The sequence below is a fragment of the Streptococcus sp. GMD1S genome, assembly GCF_000296875.1.
Classification (GTDB): Bacteria; Bacillota; Bacilli; order Lactobacillales; family Streptococcaceae; genus Streptococcus.
In genome coordinates, this window is sequence record NZ_AJQY01000001.1 from 26,180 (window position 1) to 43,149 (window position 16,970).

Annotated in this window: 16 protein-coding genes and 1 other RNA gene; 15 read left to right on the forward strand and 2 right to left on the reverse strand. The window is 42.9% G+C overall.

The window, feature by feature from the left end:
- Nucleotides 1–112: 112 nt before the first annotated feature.
- Both pbp1a and recU read right to left on the reverse strand, forming a co-directional pair.
- Nucleotides 113–2,281, reverse strand: a complete 2,169-nt coding sequence (gene pbp1a, locus GMD1S_RS00065; protein WP_001041840.1) for a penicillin-binding protein PBP1A — start codon at nt 2,279–2,281, stop codon at nt 113–115.
- Nucleotides 2,278–2,874, reverse strand: a complete 597-nt coding sequence (gene recU, locus GMD1S_RS00070; RefSeq protein WP_000248755.1) for a Holliday junction resolvase RecU — start codon at nt 2,872–2,874, stop codon at nt 2,278–2,280. The genes pbp1a and recU overlap by 4 nt, the downstream gene beginning before the upstream one ends.
- Nucleotides 2,875–2,940: 66 nt before the next feature.
- Here recU and GMD1S_RS00075 point away from each other — a divergent pair, with 66 nt between their 5' ends.
- From GMD1S_RS00075 to GMD1S_RS00140, 15 genes are all read left to right on the forward strand, one after another.
- The gene (locus GMD1S_RS00075; RefSeq protein ID WP_000199580.1) at nt 2,941–3,468 is read left to right on the forward strand and encodes a DUF1273 domain-containing protein; all 528 of its coding nucleotides are present in this window, start codon (nt 2,941–2,943) and stop codon (nt 3,466–3,468) included.
- 69 nt (nt 3,469–3,537) lie between these two features.
- On the forward strand, nt 3,538–3,867 hold the full coding sequence (gpsB, locus tag GMD1S_RS00080; RefSeq protein ID WP_000146523.1) for a cell division regulator GpsB: 330 nt from the start codon (nt 3,538–3,540) through the stop codon (nt 3,865–3,867).
- 20 nt (nt 3,868–3,887) lie between these two features.
- Nucleotides 3,888–4,269, forward strand: an RNA gene (rnpB, locus tag GMD1S_RS11580) — RNase P RNA component class B.
- An 83-nt stretch (nt 4,270–4,352) separates the two neighbouring features.
- A complete protein-coding gene (locus GMD1S_RS00085; protein WP_000662899.1) occupies nt 4,353–5,510 on the forward strand; it encodes a THUMP domain-containing class I SAM-dependent RNA methyltransferase in 1,158 nt (385 codons plus the stop codon).
- Between the two features lie 12 nt (nt 5,511–5,522).
- Entirely contained in the window at nt 5,523–6,968 is a 1,446-nt protein-coding gene (locus GMD1S_RS00090) for a cell division site-positioning protein MapZ (RefSeq protein WP_000039246.1), read from the forward strand.
- A gap of 75 nt (nt 6,969–7,043) precedes the next feature.
- Nucleotides 7,044–8,468 (forward strand): NADP-dependent phosphogluconate dehydrogenase, encoded by a 1,425-nt coding sequence (gene gndA / locus GMD1S_RS00095; protein WP_000158763.1) that lies wholly within the window; start codon nt 7,044–7,046, stop codon nt 8,466–8,468.
- Nucleotides 8,469–8,479: 11 nt separating this feature from the next.
- Entirely contained in the window at nt 8,480–9,169 is a 690-nt protein-coding gene (locus GMD1S_RS00100; RefSeq protein ID WP_000517998.1) for a response regulator transcription factor, read from the forward strand.
- Nucleotides 9,170–9,268: 99 nt separating this feature from the next.
- Nucleotides 9,269–10,153: an N-acetylmuramoyl-L-alanine amidase family protein gene (locus GMD1S_RS00105; RefSeq protein ID WP_008275060.1), complete on the forward strand. Its 885-nt coding sequence runs from the start codon at nt 9,269–9,271 to the stop codon at nt 10,151–10,153.
- Nucleotides 10,154–10,170: 17 nt separating this feature from the next.
- Entirely contained in the window at nt 10,171–11,190 is a 1,020-nt protein-coding gene (cbpC, locus tag GMD1S_RS00110) for a choline-binding protein CbpC (RefSeq protein WP_000771065.1), read from the forward strand.
- Nucleotides 11,191–11,307: 117 nt separating this feature from the next.
- Nucleotides 11,308–12,186 carry a mevalonate kinase gene (gene mvk / locus GMD1S_RS00115; protein WP_000163294.1) on the forward strand — a complete coding sequence of 293 codons (879 nt, stop codon included), beginning with the start codon at nt 11,308–11,310 and terminating at the stop codon, nt 12,184–12,186.
- Nucleotides 12,168–13,121, forward strand: coding sequence for a diphosphomevalonate decarboxylase (gene mvaD / locus GMD1S_RS00120; RefSeq protein WP_000375374.1), 954 nt, complete (start codon nt 12,168–12,170; stop codon nt 13,119–13,121). Before mvk ends, mvaD begins: the two co-directional genes overlap by 19 nt.
- A complete protein-coding gene (locus tag GMD1S_RS00125) occupies nt 13,108–14,115 on the forward strand; it encodes a phosphomevalonate kinase (protein ID WP_000562445.1) in 1,008 nt (335 codons plus the stop codon). The genes mvaD and GMD1S_RS00125 overlap by 14 nt, the downstream gene beginning before the upstream one ends.
- On the forward strand, nt 14,099–15,100 hold the full coding sequence (gene fni, locus GMD1S_RS00130; RefSeq protein WP_000210647.1) for a type 2 isopentenyl-diphosphate Delta-isomerase: 1,002 nt from the start codon (nt 14,099–14,101) through the stop codon (nt 15,098–15,100). Before GMD1S_RS00125 ends, fni begins: the two co-directional genes overlap by 17 nt.
- Nucleotides 15,101–15,266: 166 nt before the next feature.
- A complete protein-coding gene (gene liaF / locus GMD1S_RS00135; protein ID WP_000714487.1) occupies nt 15,267–15,965 on the forward strand; it encodes a cell wall-active antibiotics response protein LiaF in 699 nt (232 codons plus the stop codon).
- Entirely contained in the window at nt 15,962–16,960 is a 999-nt protein-coding gene (locus tag GMD1S_RS00140) for a sensor histidine kinase (RefSeq protein WP_000744929.1), read from the forward strand. Before liaF ends, GMD1S_RS00140 begins: the two co-directional genes overlap by 4 nt.
- Nucleotides 16,961–16,970 lie beyond the last annotated feature (10 nt).

Sequence of the window (16,970 nt, forward strand, 5' to 3'; positions counted from 1 at the left end):
GAGGTTTATAGTACAGAAAAAGCCTGAGAAGACATCTTCTCAGGCTTTTGTTAAGCACATAAATGCAATAGTGCTATGAAAAAATCACCCAGAAAACTCTGGGTGATAAATGTTATGGTTGTGCTGGTTGAGGATTCTGATTTTGGTTCTGGTTTTGTTGACCAGGCGTTGTATTTGGTTGCTGGTTATTGGTATTATTGTTTGCACTATTATTCGTGCTTGGAGTAGTTGAGCTTGACTGTGAAGTTGAACTTTCTGATGTCGAGCTCGAACTTTCTGGTGTTGGGGCCTGTTGCGGAGCAGGAGCAGTCCATGCAGAACGAGCACCGTTTTTAAAGACGAACTCACCACTTCGGTAGAGGCCTTCTGGCATGGTCCAGTCGCCAGGGTTGTTATCCTCAGACAGATAAGTCATCATTGAACGGTAGACCTTAGCTGCAACATAGAAGCCATCACCAACGATAGGAGTAAGGCGGTTTGAGTAACCTGTCCACACAGCCATTGAATATTTGCGAGTATAACCAACAAACATTTCGTCTGGAGCTACATAACCAGTATTTTTGATGTAGTTTTCAATTTCATCGTCTGTATAGTTTGATGTACCAGTCTTACCAGCTTGAGGTAGCCAAGGGAGATAAGCACCACGACCCGTTCCGTATGCTAAGACAGTCTTCATCATTTCTGTCATCATATAGGCGGTCGTCTCTTTCATGGCACGAGTACCAGGATCAGCGTATTCTTTTGAGCTACCATCGCTAAAGACGATTTTATTGATATACATTGGTTTATGGTAGATACCACCGTTAGCAAAAGCAGCGTAAGCAGCAGCCATTTTCTCACTACTTGCTCCGTACTTTTTGTTTGACTCAGTCGTGTTACTTGAAATCGCGTTGGCATAGTGCATATCCGGATAGTCAATACCGATTCCATTTAGGAAGGTCTTGGCTCTATCCAAACCGACTTTGTTCAAGGTTTCTACGGCTGTAACGTTCCGTGATTGTTGGAGCGCATATTGGATGGTGATGTTTCCAAAATAACTTCTATCCCAGTTGTAAACAGGGGTATCTGTTCCAGGATAGTTGTAAGGAACATCATGTACAATCGAAGCAGTTGAGTCGTAGATGTCATACTCCAAGGCAGGAGCATAGTCTGTGATCGGCTTCATGGTAGAACCCCAGTCACGGTTGGTTTCAACAGCTTGGTTGATTCCGAAGGAAACATTGCTTGATTGGTGACGAGAACCTAACTGAGCAATAACTTTCCCATTTGTCACATCCACAATCGTTGAAGCTACTTGCATTTCATCGTCAGGATAGTTGACATACTCGTCGGTATTGTAGATATCCCAGAGATGTTGTTGAACTTTAGGATCAACGTTGGTGTAGACGTCCATACCAGTTGTTAAGAGGTTGTAGCCTGTTTCTTGTTCGACTTGATCGATTACCTCTTTGAGATAGTTGTCCATGTATGGAGGATAACTATTAGCTGATTTTAGACTTTGAAGTCCATCTGTAATCGGAGTATTAATCGCTTTTTCATATTGCTCAGCTGAAATGTAACCTTGCCCCTTCATCTCAGAGAGGACGAGATTACGACGTTCTTGAGCAGCTTCTGGATGCGAGTATGGATCATACTGGTTTGGAGCCTGAGGCATACCAGCAAGGAGAGCCAGTTGAGGAATACTTAGATCTTTGAGATCCTTGCCATAGTAACTTTGGGCAGCTGTCTGCATTCCGTAATTACCGTTTGACATGTAAACCTTGTTGATGTAGTAGGTCAAGATCTCTTGTTTAGTCGCTTTTTGTTCTAACTGAACGGCTAACCAAGCTTCCTGAGCCTTACGAGAAAGAGTTTGATCAGAAGTTGACGTAGAGAAATAGGTTAACTTGATCAACTGCTGTGTCAAGGTGGAAGCTCCTTGCAGACCTCCACCACCACGAAGGTTTCGTAGGGTAGCACCTAGGATACGGATCGTGTCGATTCCTCGGTGATTAAAGAAGCGATGGTCCTCAATCGAAACAATAGCGTTGACCAAATCGGTCGGTATTTCGTTTGCTTGGGCATTGACTCGACGTTCCGATCCAAGATCAGCGATAAGCTCGTCATTGCTATCATAGATCTTACTTGACGTTGTAGCAACTAGTTTACTTTCAGAAAGTTCGGGAGCCTTGCTAACATAGTAGAGGAAGAGACCTCCACCAAGCATTACAGCTGCGATAAATACAGTTAAGAGACTGATACTGACATACTTAGCTATTCGCAGAAAAGTTTGTTTGTTCATCTTGTTTTACCACCTAGTAAATGTTCTTTGATAATGTCGAGGTAGGGAATTTGAGGAAAGGCACCAGGCTCAATCCTATATCCATTTTCTCGAATATATCCAAGTGGCATTGACTTCTGTCCCTTATCTTGATGATAGAAACGGATGAGGTCAATAGCCGGCAATAAGTAGGTTTCTTGCTGAGAAGAAAAGTGAAGGAGTACAAAGCAGATTCCTTGCTGGGCAAGGACTTGTTCCATATGCTGGATCTGATGGAGATGAAAATTCTTCATCGGTATCGCATGTTTTTGCCTGGTTTCCTTTGCTTCAAAGTCGATGTAGTATCCATCATAAACCCCTGAATAGTCAGTAGTTGAGGCTTGTCTAAAGTAGGCTTCAACGATCTTGGCACGACTTCGTTGGGGATAGTCGACACGTACGATTTGGATGGGAGTCGGTTTCTTATGAATAACAGCTAACCCATGCGACAAATAGTAGTCGTTCGTAGCATTGATCATCTTTTCAAAAGACATTCCCCGATTTGCGAAATTTTTAGTTTGTGACAGGAGTGCTTGCCTCTTTTGAGATGAAATTTTATGTGGATAGTTGACCATAATTCTCCTTATTGGTACAATAACATCACTCTATTATATCATAAATTTACAAAGAAAGGGTTAAAAATGACATCAGCCTTGATTTTAGGCTATTCAGCCTTCGACCTTGGTCTCTTTAATGACAAGGATATTCGCGTTGATATTATCAAAACAGCCATTCGGAGAGACCTGGAACGTCTAGCAGAGGATGGGGTGACCTGGCTTGTCTTTACAGGGACTTTGGGCTTTGAGTACTGGGCGCTTCAGGTAGCGAAAGACATGAAAGCAGACTATGGATTTCAGCTGGCGACCATTTTTGATTTTGAAACCCATGGCAGTAATTGGAATGAAGCAAATCAAGCGAAATTGAGTGAGTTCAAGCTAGTTGATTTTGTCAAATACGCCTATCCACAATATGAGCACAAGGGACAATTACGCGATTATCAGAAATTTCTGCTGGAAAATACAGATACTTGTTACCTTTTTTACGACGAAGAAAACGAAACCAAGTTACGATATTTTTACCAAATGATGAAAAATCAAGCGGACTATGTTACAAGAAGATTAACATTTGAGGACTTGAATGAAATAGTAGAAAATTTTTCTGAAAAGTAAGCCTTTGACCTTGATTTTTACTTGTCTTTTTTTATATAATAATACTAGCAACCCAGAATGGAGAGAGACATGGCAAGTATTATATTTTCAGCGAAAGATATTTTTGAACAAGAATTTGGACGTGAAGTACGTGGATACAGCAAAGCAGAGGTAGATGAATTCCTAGACGATGTGATTAAGGATTATGAAACCTACGCAGCTTTGGTCAAATCCCTTCGTCAAGAGATTGCTGATTTGAAGGAAGAATTATCTCATAAACCACAGGTAGCGCCAACTCAACCAGATTCTATTGAAGTAACAGCTTCTACTTCAATGACAAACTTTGATATTTTGAAACGCTTAAATCGTCTCGAAAAAGAAGTATTTGGTAAGCAAATCTTAGACAACCAAGATTTATAATTGACTAAGGAATGAGTGCAATTTTTGGATAATCGCGTGAAGAGTTTCTCTTTTCATGAGGAAAGTCCATGCTAGCACAGGCTGTGATGCCTGTAGTGTTTGTGCTAGGCGAATCCATAAGCCTAGGGACGAGAAATCGTTACGGCAGTCGAAATGGCTAAGTCTTCGGATAGGTCAGAATAGGCTTGAAAGTGCCACAGTGACGGAGTCTTTCTGGAAACAGAGAGAGTGGAACGCGGTAAACCCCTCAAGCTAGCAACCCAAATTTTGGTCGGGGCATGGAGTGCACGGAAACGAACGTAGTACTCTGACTGCTAGCAGATTTATGCTGTTAGCGGTAGACAGATGATTATCGAAGGAAGTGGTCCTAGTCACTTCTGGAACAAAACATGGCTTATAGAAAATTGCATATAGGTTGGGGCTGAGAAATCTTTCTCAACCTCATTTTTTAAAGTGAACAAGAGAAAGGTCTTGCAAGACTAGAAATGAAAGAACAATTTAATATAATCGCAACTGCTGCGGCGGGTCTTGAGGCTGTCGTTGGACGTGAGGTGCGAGACCTTGGTTATGATTGCCAGGTTGAAAATGGGCGTGTCCGCTTTCAAGGAGATGTGAAGGCAATCATCGAGACCAATCTTTGGCTTCGTGCAGCGGATCGCATCAAGATTGTAGTCGGAAGTTTTCCTGCTAAGACTTTTGAAGAGCTTTTTCAAGGTGTTTTTGCTCTAGATTGGGAAAACTATCTCCCGCTAGGAGCACGTTTCCCGATATCAAAGGCAAAATGTGTGAAGTCTAAACTCCACAACGAGCCTAGTGTTCAGGCTATTTCCAAGAAGGCTGTTGTGAAGAAATTACAAAAACACTATGCCCGCCCAGAAGGAGTTCCCTTGATGGAGACTGGTCCCGAGTTTAAGATCGAGGTATCTATCCTGAAAGATGTGGCAACTGTCATGATTGACACGACAGGATCCAGTCTCTTTAAACGTGGTTATCGTACGGAAAAGGGTGGAGCGCCAATCAAGGAAAATATGGCGGCGGCCATTTTACAACTATCTAATTGGTATCCAGACAAGCCCTTGATTGATCCGACCTGTGGTTCAGGAACTTTCTGTATCGAGGCGGCTATGATTGCTAGAAAGATGGCTCCAGGACTTCGCCGTTCCTTTGCTTTTGAAGAATGGAACTGGGTCAGCGATCGGCTAATCCAGGAGGTTCGCACAGAGGCGGCTAAGAAAATGGATCGTGAACTTGAGCTGGACATTATGGGCTGTGATATCGATGCTCGCATGGTGGAAATTGCCAAGGCAAATGCTCAAGCAGCAGGTGTCGCAGGTGATATCACCTTTAAGCAAATGCGGGTGCAGGACTTACGCACAGACAAGATTAATGGCGTTATCATTTCCAATCCACCATATGGGGAACGTTTGTCTGATGATGCAGGAGTTACCAAGCTCTATGCTGAGATGGGACAGGTCTTTGCACCACTGAAAACGTGGAGTAAGTTTATCCTGACAAGTGACGAAGCTTTTGAAAGTAAGTACGGAAGTCCAGCTGATAAAAAACGAAAACTCTATAATGGGACCTTAAAAGTGGATTTGTATCAATACTTTGGTCAGCGTGTCAAACGCCAAGAGGTAAAATAGAAAGGTGAACTCATGAGTAAGAAAAGACGTGATCGTCATAAAAAAGGACATCAAGAACCACAATTCGACTTTGACGAAGCAAAAGACTTGACTGTTGGTCAAGTCATTCGTAAGAATGAAGAGGTGGAGGCTGGAGTATTGCCTGAGGACAGTATCTTAGACAAATACATCAAACAACACCGTGAAGAGATTGAAGCTGACAAGTTTGAAACTCGTCAGTTTAAAAAAGAAGAACTGACTTCTACTCAAAACCTAGAGGAAATGATCCAAGAAGTTCGTGAATCAAGTGAATCTTCTGATCAGGTAGACGATTCAGACCTGGTTGCTGAGGAATCTATTGAAGAGATAGAAAATGAAGAGACTACTCAGTTTGTTCCACCACTTCAAGATGAAGAAAATGCTGAAATAGAGCCTCTCGTTTTAACAGAAACAGAGCCCAAGCAAATAAATGAGGAACAAGAAGAGGAGACCTATACACCTCTATCACGTTCGGCTCAAACAGAACCTGAAACAGGCTCTAAGAAGAAAGGTGTCATCATCATTGCTTCGGTAGTAGCTGCAATCCTTGTGCTTGCTGGAACATATTATGTCTACCGTCAAGTATCTCGTTCAAACCAAGAAATCCAGTCTTCTCAATCAGCCTCTTCGGATGATCAAGGGACACAAACAGCTTTGAAAGACTTCAATGATCTCTATGATACTTTCTATACAGATGCTAATAAGACTGCTCTGAAAAACAGCCAGTTTGATAAATTGAGCCAACTGAAAACCTTGCTAGATAAGTTAGAAGGTAGCCGTGATTATACACTAGCTAAGTCAAGATATGATAGCCTAGCAACTCAAATCAAGGCCATTCAAGATGTTAATGCCCTCTTTGAAAGCCCAGCTATTACGGACGGTGTCTTGGATACCAATGCGAAAGCCAAAGCGGACGCTAAATTTACAGAAATTAAGACAGGCAACACAGAACTAGACAAACTCTTGGATAAGGCCATTAGTCTTGGCAAGAGCCAACAAACCAGTGCTTCCAGCTCAAGTTCAAGCTCTAGCACGAGTCAAGCAAGCTCAAGTTCAGCTACAGAAAGCAATGCAAGCGGTACGACACCTTCAACCAGCACTACGGCACCAGCTAGAGACACAAATGGTGGTTTGTCTGGCGATGGGGTTAATCTTCAAAGAAGTGCTAGTCGTGTACCGTACAACCAATCAGCTGTAGATGATAGCAACAACCCTGCTTGGACCTTTGCGGATGGTGTATTGGAACAAGTCCTAGCAACATCACGTGCTCGTGGCTATATCACTGGGAATCAATATATCCTAGAACGTGTCAATATCGTAAACGGAAATGGTTATTACAACCTCTATAAACCAGATGGAACCTATCTCTTCACCCTCAACTGTAAGACAGGTTACTTTGTAGGGAATGGTTCTGGTCATGCAGATGACTTGGACTACTAGGACTCCGTTACAAAATTCTTTCCTTTCATAGGTAAAAATGATAAAATAAAACATATTAAACAAGAGGAGTGTCACATGACAAAAGCTAACTTTGGTGTCGTTGGTATGGCCGTAATGGGTCGTAACCTTGCCCTAAATATCGAATCTCGTGGTTATACAGTTGCCATTTACAACCGTAGTAAAGAAAAAACAGAAGACGTAATTGCTTGCCATCCTGAAAAGAACTTTGTGCCAAGCTATGACGTGGAAAGCTTTGTAAACTCAATCGAAAAACCTCGTCGTATCATGCTGATGGTTCAAGCAGGACCTGGTACAGACGCAACTATCCAAGCTCTTCTTCCCCACCTTGACAAGGGTGATATCTTGATCGATGGAGGAAACACTTTCTACAAAGATACTATCCGTCGTAATGAAGAACTAGCAAACTCAGGGATCAACTTTATCGGTACAGGTGTTTCTGGTGGTGAAAAGGGTGCCCTTGAAGGTCCTTCTATCATGCCTGGTGGACAAAAAGAAGCCTACGAATTGGTAGCTGATGTTCTTGAAGAAATCTCTGCAAAAGCACCAGAAGATGGAAAACCATGTGTGACTTACATCGGTCCTGATGGAGCTGGTCACTATGTGAAGATGGTCCACAACGGTATCGAGTATGGTGATATGCAATTGATCGCAGAAAGCTATGACTTGATGCAACACTTGCTTGGCCTTTCTGCAGAAGATATGGCTGCAATCTTTACTGAGTGGAACAAGGGAGAGTTGGACAGCTACTTGATCGAAATCACAGCTGATATCTTGAGCCGTAAAGACGATGAAGGTCAAGATGGACCAATCGTAGACTACATCCTGGATGCTGCAGGAAACAAAGGAACTGGTAAATGGACTAGCCAATCAGCTCTTGACCTTGGTGTGCCATTGTCACTGATTACTGAGTCAGTATTTGCCCGCTACATCTCCACATACAAAGAAGAGCGTGTACATGCTAGCAAGGTCCTTCCAAAACCAGCTGATTTCAAATTTGAAGGTGACAAAGCTGAGTTGATCGAAAAGATCCGTCAAGCCCTTTACTTCTCAAAAATCATTTCATACGCACAAGGTTTTGCTCAATTGCGTGTAGCTTCTAAAGAAAACAACTGGAACTTGCCATTTGCGGACATCGCCTCTATCTGGCGTGATGGCTGTATCATCCGTTCTCGTTTCTTGCAAAAGATCACAGATGCCTACAACCGCGATGCTGATCTTGCTAACCTTCTCTTGGATGAGTACTTCTTGGATGTTACTGCCAAGTACCAACAAGCAGTGCGCGATATCGTAGCTCTTGCTGTTCAAGCTGGTGTACCAGTGCCAACTTTCTCAGCAGCTATTACTTACTTTGATAGCTACCGTTCAGCAGACCTTCCAGCTAACTTGATCCAAGCGCAACGTGACTACTTTGGTGCCCACACTTACCAACGTAAAGACAAAGAAGGAACATTCCACTACTCTTGGTATGACGAAAAATAAGTAGGTCTGCCATGGGGAAACGGATTTTATTACTTGAGAAAGAACGAAATCTCGCTCATTTTCTCAGTCTGGAACTCCAAAAAGAGCAATACCGTGTTGATCTGGTCGAGGAGGGGCTAAAAGCCCTCTCCATGGCTCTCCAGACAGATTATGACTTGATTTTACTGAATGCTCGTCTGGGGGATATGACGGCCCAGGATTTTGCAGAGAGGCTGAGTCGGACAAAACCTGCCTCAGTGATTATGGTCTTGGACCATCGCGAAGAATTGCAAGACCAGATTGAGACAATCCAGCGCTTCGCCGTTTCTTACATCTATAAGCCAGTGATTATTGATCAGCTGGTGGCTCGTATTTCAGCGATTTTCCGAGGTCGGGACTTTATCGACCAACACTGTAGTCAGATGAAGGTCCCAACGTCTTACCGCAATTTGCGTATGGATGTAGAACATCATACCGTTTATCGTGGCGAGGAGATGATTGCTCTAACGCGCCGTGAGTATGACCTTTTGGCTACTCTCATGGGAAGCAAGAAGGTCTTGACTCGTGAGCAGTTGTTGGAAAGTGTCTGGAAGTACGAAAGTGCGACAGAAACCAATATCGTGGATGTTTATATCCGTTATCTACGTAGCAAGCTTGATGTAAAAGGTCAAAAAAGCTACATTAAAACCGTGCGTGGTGTTGGGTACACCATGCAAGAATAGAAAAGCAGTTGCAGTTGTGTAACTGCTTTTTTTGAGAAATTTCTATATATTGACATACAATAAAGTCTTTGCTACAATCAGTTATGGAGGAAAGATCTAATGAAAAGATTTAAAATAATGATGCAAGTTGGACTAGCCGTCTTTTTCTTTGCTTTGCTAGCGACAAGCACCGTCTTTGCGGATGATGCTGATTCAGAAGGCTGGCAATTTGTCCAAGAAAATGGTAGAACCTACTACAAGAAGGGTGACATCAAAGAAACGGACTGGCGAGTGATTGATGGCAAGACCTATTATTTTGATTATAATGGTGAAATGGTTGTTGGTTGGCAATACATTCCAATGCCAGTTAAAGGATATACAATTGGTCCTTACCCTAATGGCATAAGATTAGAAGGTTCCCCAATGCCAGAGTGGTACTACTTCGATAAAAATGGAGTGCTACAAGAGTTTGTTGGTTGGAAAGCATTAGAGATTAAAACTAAAGACAGTGTTGGAAGAAAGTATGGGGAAAAACGTACAAATCCGGAAGATAAAGAAGAGAAGAGTTTTTACACGAACTATTACTTTAATCAAAATCATTCTTTAAAGACAGGTTGGCTTTATGACCAGTCTAATTGGTATTATCTAGCTAAAACGGAAATTAATGGAGAAAACTATATTGGTGGTGAAAGACGTGCAGGTTGGATAAACGATGGTTCAGCTTGGTACTATCTAGATCCAACAACTGGTATCATGCAAACTGGTTGGAAGCAACTTGGCAATAAGTGGTACTACCTCCGTTCATCAGGAGCTATGACAACTGGTTGGGTGAAAGATGGTTCAACTTGGTACTACCTAAATGCAAGTAATGGAGATATGAAGACAGGTTGGACAAAAGTAAATGGAAACTGGTATTATCTCAATTCCTCTGGAGCAATGGTTACAGGTAGCCAAACTATCGATGGTAAAGTTTATAACTTTGCTTCATCTGGTGAGTGGATTTAATGTTGGAGGAGATACAAATGAAGCTTTTGAAAAAAATGATGCAAGTCGCACTAGCAACATTTTTCTTTGGTTTGCTAGCTACTAATACTGTATTTGCGGACATAACAGGTGGCCAATTTGTTGATAAGGATAATAGAAAATATTATGTAAAAGATGATCATAAAGCAATCTATTGGCATAAAATAGACGGTAAAACTTACTATTTTGGTGATAAAGGAGAAATGGTAGTTGGATGGCAATACTTAGAAATTCCTGGAACAGGTTATCGTGATAATTTATTAGATAACCAACCAGTTAATGAAATCGGACTCCAACAAAAATGGTATTATTTTAGCTCAGATGGTGCTTTGCTAGAACAAACAGATAAACAAGTACTAGAGGCAAAAACGTCTGAAAATACAGGAAAAGTATATGGTGAACAATATCCTCCATCTCCTGAAAAGAGAACTTATTATTTTGATAATAATTATGCTGTAAAGACAGGTTGGACTTATGAAGACGGTAATTGGTATTATTTAAATAAGCTAGGAATTTCTGGCGATGATTCTTACAATCCACTACCAATTGGTGAAGTTGCTAAGGGTTGGACTCAAGATTTCCATGTTACTTTTGGTATTGATAGAAGCAAACCTGCTCCGTGGTACTACTTAGATCCAACAACTGGCATCATGCAAACAGGTTGGCAACATCTTGGTAATAAATGGTACTATCTCCGTTCATCAGGAGCCATGGCAACTGGTTGGTATCAGGAAGGCTCAACTTGGTACTATTTAGATGCTGAAAATGGTGATATGAAAACGGGCTGGCAATACCTTGGGAACAAGTGGTACTACCTCCGTTCATCAGGATCTATGGCGACTGGCTGGTATCAGGAAGGCTCGACTTGGTATTATCTAAACGCAAGTAATGGCGATATGAAGACAGGCTGGTTCCAGGTTAATGGCAAATGGTACTACGCTTATAGTTCAGGTGCCTTAGCAGTGAATACGACTGTAGAAGGCTATTCTGTCGACTATAATGGCGAATGGGTTCAATAATGAAAGAGGCGATTGTGAAGGAAACAATCGCTTTTTTTGTGAAAATATAATAAAATAGATAGGAGAAAATACTACTGTATGAAATGAGACGGTCTTTCCGTCTGGTTAAAGGAAAACATGACAAAAAAAGTTGGTGTCGGTCAGGCACATAGTAAGATTATTTTAATAGGGGAGCATGCGGTAGTCTACGGCTATCCTGCTATTTCTCTGCCTCTCATAGAGGTGGAAGTGACTTGTAAGGTGGTCCCTGCTGAAAGCCCGTGGCGTCTTTATGAGGAGGATACCTTGTCCATGGCAGTTTATGCTTCGCTGGAGTATTTGGATATCAAAGAAGCCTGCATTCGATGTGTGATTGACTCGGCTATCCCTGAAAAACGGGGAATGGGTTCGTCAGCTGCTATCAGCATAGCAGCTATTCGTGCGGTATTTGACTACTACCAAGCCGACCTGCCTCATGATGTATTGGAAATCCTGGTCAATCGGGCTGAGATGATTGCCCATATGAATCCGAGTGGTTTGGATGCTAAGACCTGTCTCAGCGACAAGCCTATTCGCTTTATCAAGAACCTTGGATTTACAGAGCTTAAGATGGATCTATCCGCTTATTTGGTCATTGCAGATACGGGCGTGTATGGTCACACTCGTGAAGCTATCCAAGTAGTTCAAAGCAAGGGGAAGGATGCCCTACCGTTTTTGCATGCCTTGGGAGAATTGACCCAGCAGGCAGAAGATGCGATAAAAACAAAAGATGCTGAAAAACTGGGACAAATCCTCAGTCAAGCGCATTTACATTTAAAAGAAATTGGTGTCAGCAGCCCTGAGGCAGATTCCCTCGTTGAAACGGCTCTTAGCTACGGAGCTCTGGGTGCCAAGATGAGCGGTGGTGGGCTAGGAGGCTGTATTATCGCCTTGGCAGCCAATCTGGATCAAGCAGAAGAACTAGCAAAACGATTAGAAGAGAAAGGAGCTGTTCAGACATGGATCGAAAGCCTGTAACAGTACGTTCCTACGCAAATATTGCCATTATCAAATACTGGGGAAAGAAAAAAGAAAAAGAGATGGTTCCTGCTACTAGCAGTATCTCTCTGACTTTGGAAAATATGTATACAGAGACGACCTTGTCGCCTCTACAAGCCCATGCGACGGCGGATGCCTTTTATATCAATGGTCAGCTCCAAAATGAGGCGGAGCATGCCAAGATGAGCAAAATCATCGACCGCTATCGTCCAGCAGGTGAGGGTTTTGTCCGTATCGATACCCAAAACAACATGCCGACTGCAGCGGGTTTATCCTCCAGTTCTAGCGGTTTGTCCGCCTTGGTCAAGGCTTGCAATGCTTATTTTCAGCTTGGTTTGAATCGGAGCCAGTTGGCGCAGGAGGCTAAGTTTGCCTCAGGCTCTTCTTCTCGGAGTTTTTATGGACCACTAGGGGCCTGGGACAAGGATAGTGGGGAAATTTACCCTGTAGAGACAGACTTGAAACTAGCCATGATCATGTTGGTGCTAGAGGACAAGAAAAAACCAATCTCTAGCCGTGATGGGATGAAACTCTGTGTGGAAACCTCGACGACCTTTGATGACTGGGTGCGTCAGTCTGAGAAAGATTATCAAGATATGCTGCTTTATCTCAAGGAAAATGACTTTACCAAAGTTGGGGAATTGACTGAGAAAAATGCCCTAGCCATGCACGCTACGACCAAAACTGCTAGTCCAGCCTTTTCATATCTGACGGATGCGACTTATGAGGCCATGGACTTTGTCCGTCAACTTCGTGAGCAAGGGGAAGCCTGTTACTTTACCATGGATGCTGGCCCCAATGTCAAGGTTCTCTGTCAGGAGAAAGACTTGGAGCATTTGTCAGAAGTCTTTGGTCAACGTTACCGCTTGATTGTGTCAAAAACAAAGGATTTGAGCCAAGATGATTGCTGTTAAAACTTGCGGAAAACTTTATTGGGCAGGTGAATATGCTATTCTAGAGCCAGGGCAGATGGCCTTGATAAAGGCCATCCCCATCTATATGAAGGCTGAGATTGCTTTTTCTGACAGCTACCGTATCTACTCAGATCTGTTTGATTTTGCAGTGGACTTGACGCCAAATCCTGACTACAGTTTGATTCAAGAAACGATTGCTTTAGTGGGAGATTTCCTCGTTTATCGTGGGCAAACCTTGAGACCTTTTTCTTTGGAAATCCGTGGCAAAATGGAACGGGAAGGCAAAAAGTTTGGTCTGGGTTCTAGTGGTAGCGTCGTTGTCTTGGTGATCAAGGCCCTGCTGGCTCTGTATAATCTTTCAATTGATCAGGATCTCTTATTCAAGCTGGCTAGCGCGGTCTTACTCAAGCGAGGCGACAATGGCTCTATGGGAGACCTTGCCTGTATTGTGGCAGAGGATTTGGTTCTCTACCAGTCTTTTGATCGAAAGAAGATAGCTACTTGGTTGGAAGAAGAAAGCTTGGCAACAGTTTTGGAGCGTGCTTGGGGCTTTTCTATCTCACAAGTAAAACCAGGTCTAGAATGTGATTTCCTAGTTGGATGGACCAAGGAAGTAGCCGTATCGAGTCAAATGGTCCAGCAAATCAAGCGAAACATAGACCAGAATTTTTTAAGTTCCTCAAAAGCAACGGTTGCTGCTTTGGTAGAAGCCTTGGAGCAGGGGAATGCAGAAAAAATTATCGAGCAGGTGGAAACAGCCAGTCAGCTTTTAGAAGGCTTGAGCCTAGATATATACACACCTTCGCTGAGACAGTTGAAAGAAGCCAGTCAAGATTTGCAGGCTGTTGCCAAGAGTAGTGGCGCTGGTGGTGGTGACTGTGGGATTGCCTTGAGTTTTGATGAGCAATCAACTGAAACCTTAAAAAATCGTTGGGCCGATCTGGAGATTGAGCTCTTATACCAAGAAAGGATAGGACATGACGACAAATCGTAAGGATGAGCACATCCGCTATGCCCTTGAGCAGAAAAGTTCCTATAACAGCTTTGATGAGGTGGAGTTGATTCATTCTTCCTTGCCTCTTTACGACCTGGATGAAATCGATCTTTCCACAGAATTTGCTGGTCGAAAGTGGGATTTTCCTTTTTATATCAATGCCATGACAGGTGGAAGTGATAAAGGACGAGAAATCAATCAAAAACTAGCTCAGGTGGCGGAAGCCTGTGGGATTTTGTTCGTGACGGGTTCTTATAGCGCAGCCCTCAAGGATCCTACAGATGATTCATTTTCTGTCAAGTCTAGCCATCCAAATCTCCTTCTTGGAACCAATATTGGCTTGGACAAGCCTGTTGAGTTGGGACTTCAGACTGTGCAAGAGATGAATCCTCTTCTTTTACAAGTGCACGTCAATGTTATGCAGGAATTGCTCATGCCAGAGGGAGAAAGAAAGTTTCGAAGCTGGCAATCGCATCTGGCAGACTATAGCAAGCAAATCCCCGTTCCTATTATTCTCAAGGAAGTAGGTTTTGGGATGGATGTGAAGACCATCGAACGAGCCTATGAATTGGGTGTTCGAACGGTTGACCTGTCGGGTCGTGGTGGTACCAGCTTTGCTTATATCGAAAACCGTCGCAGTGGTCAGCGTGATTACCTCAATCAATGGGGCCAGTCCACCATGCAAGCCCTCCTCAATGCCCAAGACTGGAAAGAAAAGGTCGAACTCTTGGTCAGCGGAGGGGTTCGAAATCCTCTTGATATGATTAAGTGCCTGGTCTTTGGTGCCAAGGCTATAGGACTGTCACGTACCGTTCTTGAGTTGATTGAAACCTACTCCGTCGAAGAGGTGATTAGCATTGTCCAAGGCTGGAAAGAAGATTTACGCTTGATCATGTGTGCCCTTAACTGTGCCACCATAGCGGATCTGCAAAACGTAGACTATATTCTTTATGGTAAACTAAAAGAAGCAAAAGATCAGATGTAGTGAGGTCGGGACAAGAATCCCGCCCTTTTTTGTAGCCTTTTGTCAACTGTGGTGAGTTGATGAAACCTAGCTTCTACGAGCGATTTCTGTCCCATCGCCTTTTTCCATCCTCAGACCGAGGTGACTTTTTTGAATTGTGATAAAATAGAAGGGAGAGGATGCGTCTATGAAAAAATTTCAAATCTTTTTATTTATCGAAGCCTGTCTCTTGACGGGAGCTCTGATTTTGATGGTATCAGAGCATTTTTCGCGTTTTCTGCTGATTCTATTCCTCTTTTTGCTTTTGCTTCGTTATTATACAGGTAAAGAGGGCAACAACGTTTTCCTCCTTGTAGCAACCATTCTTTTCTTTTTCATCGTCATGCTCAATCCCTTTGTGATTTTAGCCATCTTTGTAGCGGTCATATACAGTCTCTTTCTTCTCTATCCGATGATGAATCAAGAAAGAGAGGAGACCGACTTGGTCTTTGAAGAGGTGGTAACGGTGAAAAATGAACGCAATCCTTGGTTTGGCAATCTCCATCATTTTTCTAGCCACCAGACCTGCCAATTTGATGATATCAACCTCTTTCGCCTCATGGGCAAGGACACCATTCATTTGGAAAGAGTTATCCTAACCAATCATGACAATGTCATTATCCTTAGAAAGATGATCGGAACGACTAGGATTATCGTACCTGTAGATGTGGAAATCAGTCTCAGTGTCAACTGCCTCTATGGAGATCTTACCTTCCTTCATCAGCCTAAGCGAGCCCTTCGTAATGAACATTATCATCAGGAAACCAGAGACTACCTCAAGAGTAACAAGAGCGTCAAGATTTTCCTAACTACTATGGTTGGCGATGTGGAGGTGGTCAGAGGATGAAAAAGCAATCTTATCTGTTAATCGGCCTGACTTCTTTCCTCTTTATCCTCTTTTTGACTAATAGTTTACTTGATATTTTTGAACTAGACTGGTCCTATTTGCTACGGGATATCGAGAAAACAGAGAAACTCATCTTCTTGATCTTGGTCTTTAGCCTTTCCATGACATTCTTTTTTGTCCTCTTTTGGCGCGTGATAGAAGAAGTCTCTCGCAGAAAAATGCAAGTCAATCTCAAGCGACTGCTAGCAGGAAAAGAGGTGGTTGCCTTTGCAGATCCAGACTTGGATGCTAGTTTTAAGTCCTTGTCTGGCAAGCTCAACCTCTTGACAGAGGCTGTTCAAAAGGCTGAAAATCAAAGCCTGGTCAAGGAAGAAGCAATCATCGAGAAGGAACGAAAGCGGATTGCACGTGACTTGCACGATACAGTTAGTCAGGAGTTGTTTGCGGCTCATATGATTTTATCAGGTGTCAGCCAGCAGGCTTTGAAGCTGGATAGAGAAAAGATGCAGACCCAGTTGCAAAGTGTTGCAGCTATCCTTGAAACAGCCCAGAAAGATTTGCGGGTCTTGCTCCTACATTTGCGACCTGTTGAGTTGGAAGAGAAGAGTTTGGTTGAGGGGATTCAAATCCTCTTAAAAGAGCTAGAGGACAAGAGTGATCTCAAGGTTAGTCTCAAGCAGAATGTGTCTAAATTGCCCAAGAAGATTGAAGAGCATATCTTTCGTATTTTGCAGGAGTTGATCAGCAATACCCTCCGCCATGCCCAGGCATCTTGCTTAGATGTCTACCTCTATCAGACAGATGTTGAATTGCAACTAAAGGTGGTGGACAATGGGATTGGCTTCCAGTTAGGGAGTTTAGATGACTTGAGTTATGGACTGCGAAACATCAAGGAGCGGGTTGAAGATATGGCAGGAACGGTTCAACTCTTGACAGCACCTAAGCAAGGACTGGCGGTCGATATCCGTATTCCCCTGCTAGACAAGGAATCATAAAGGAGTAGAG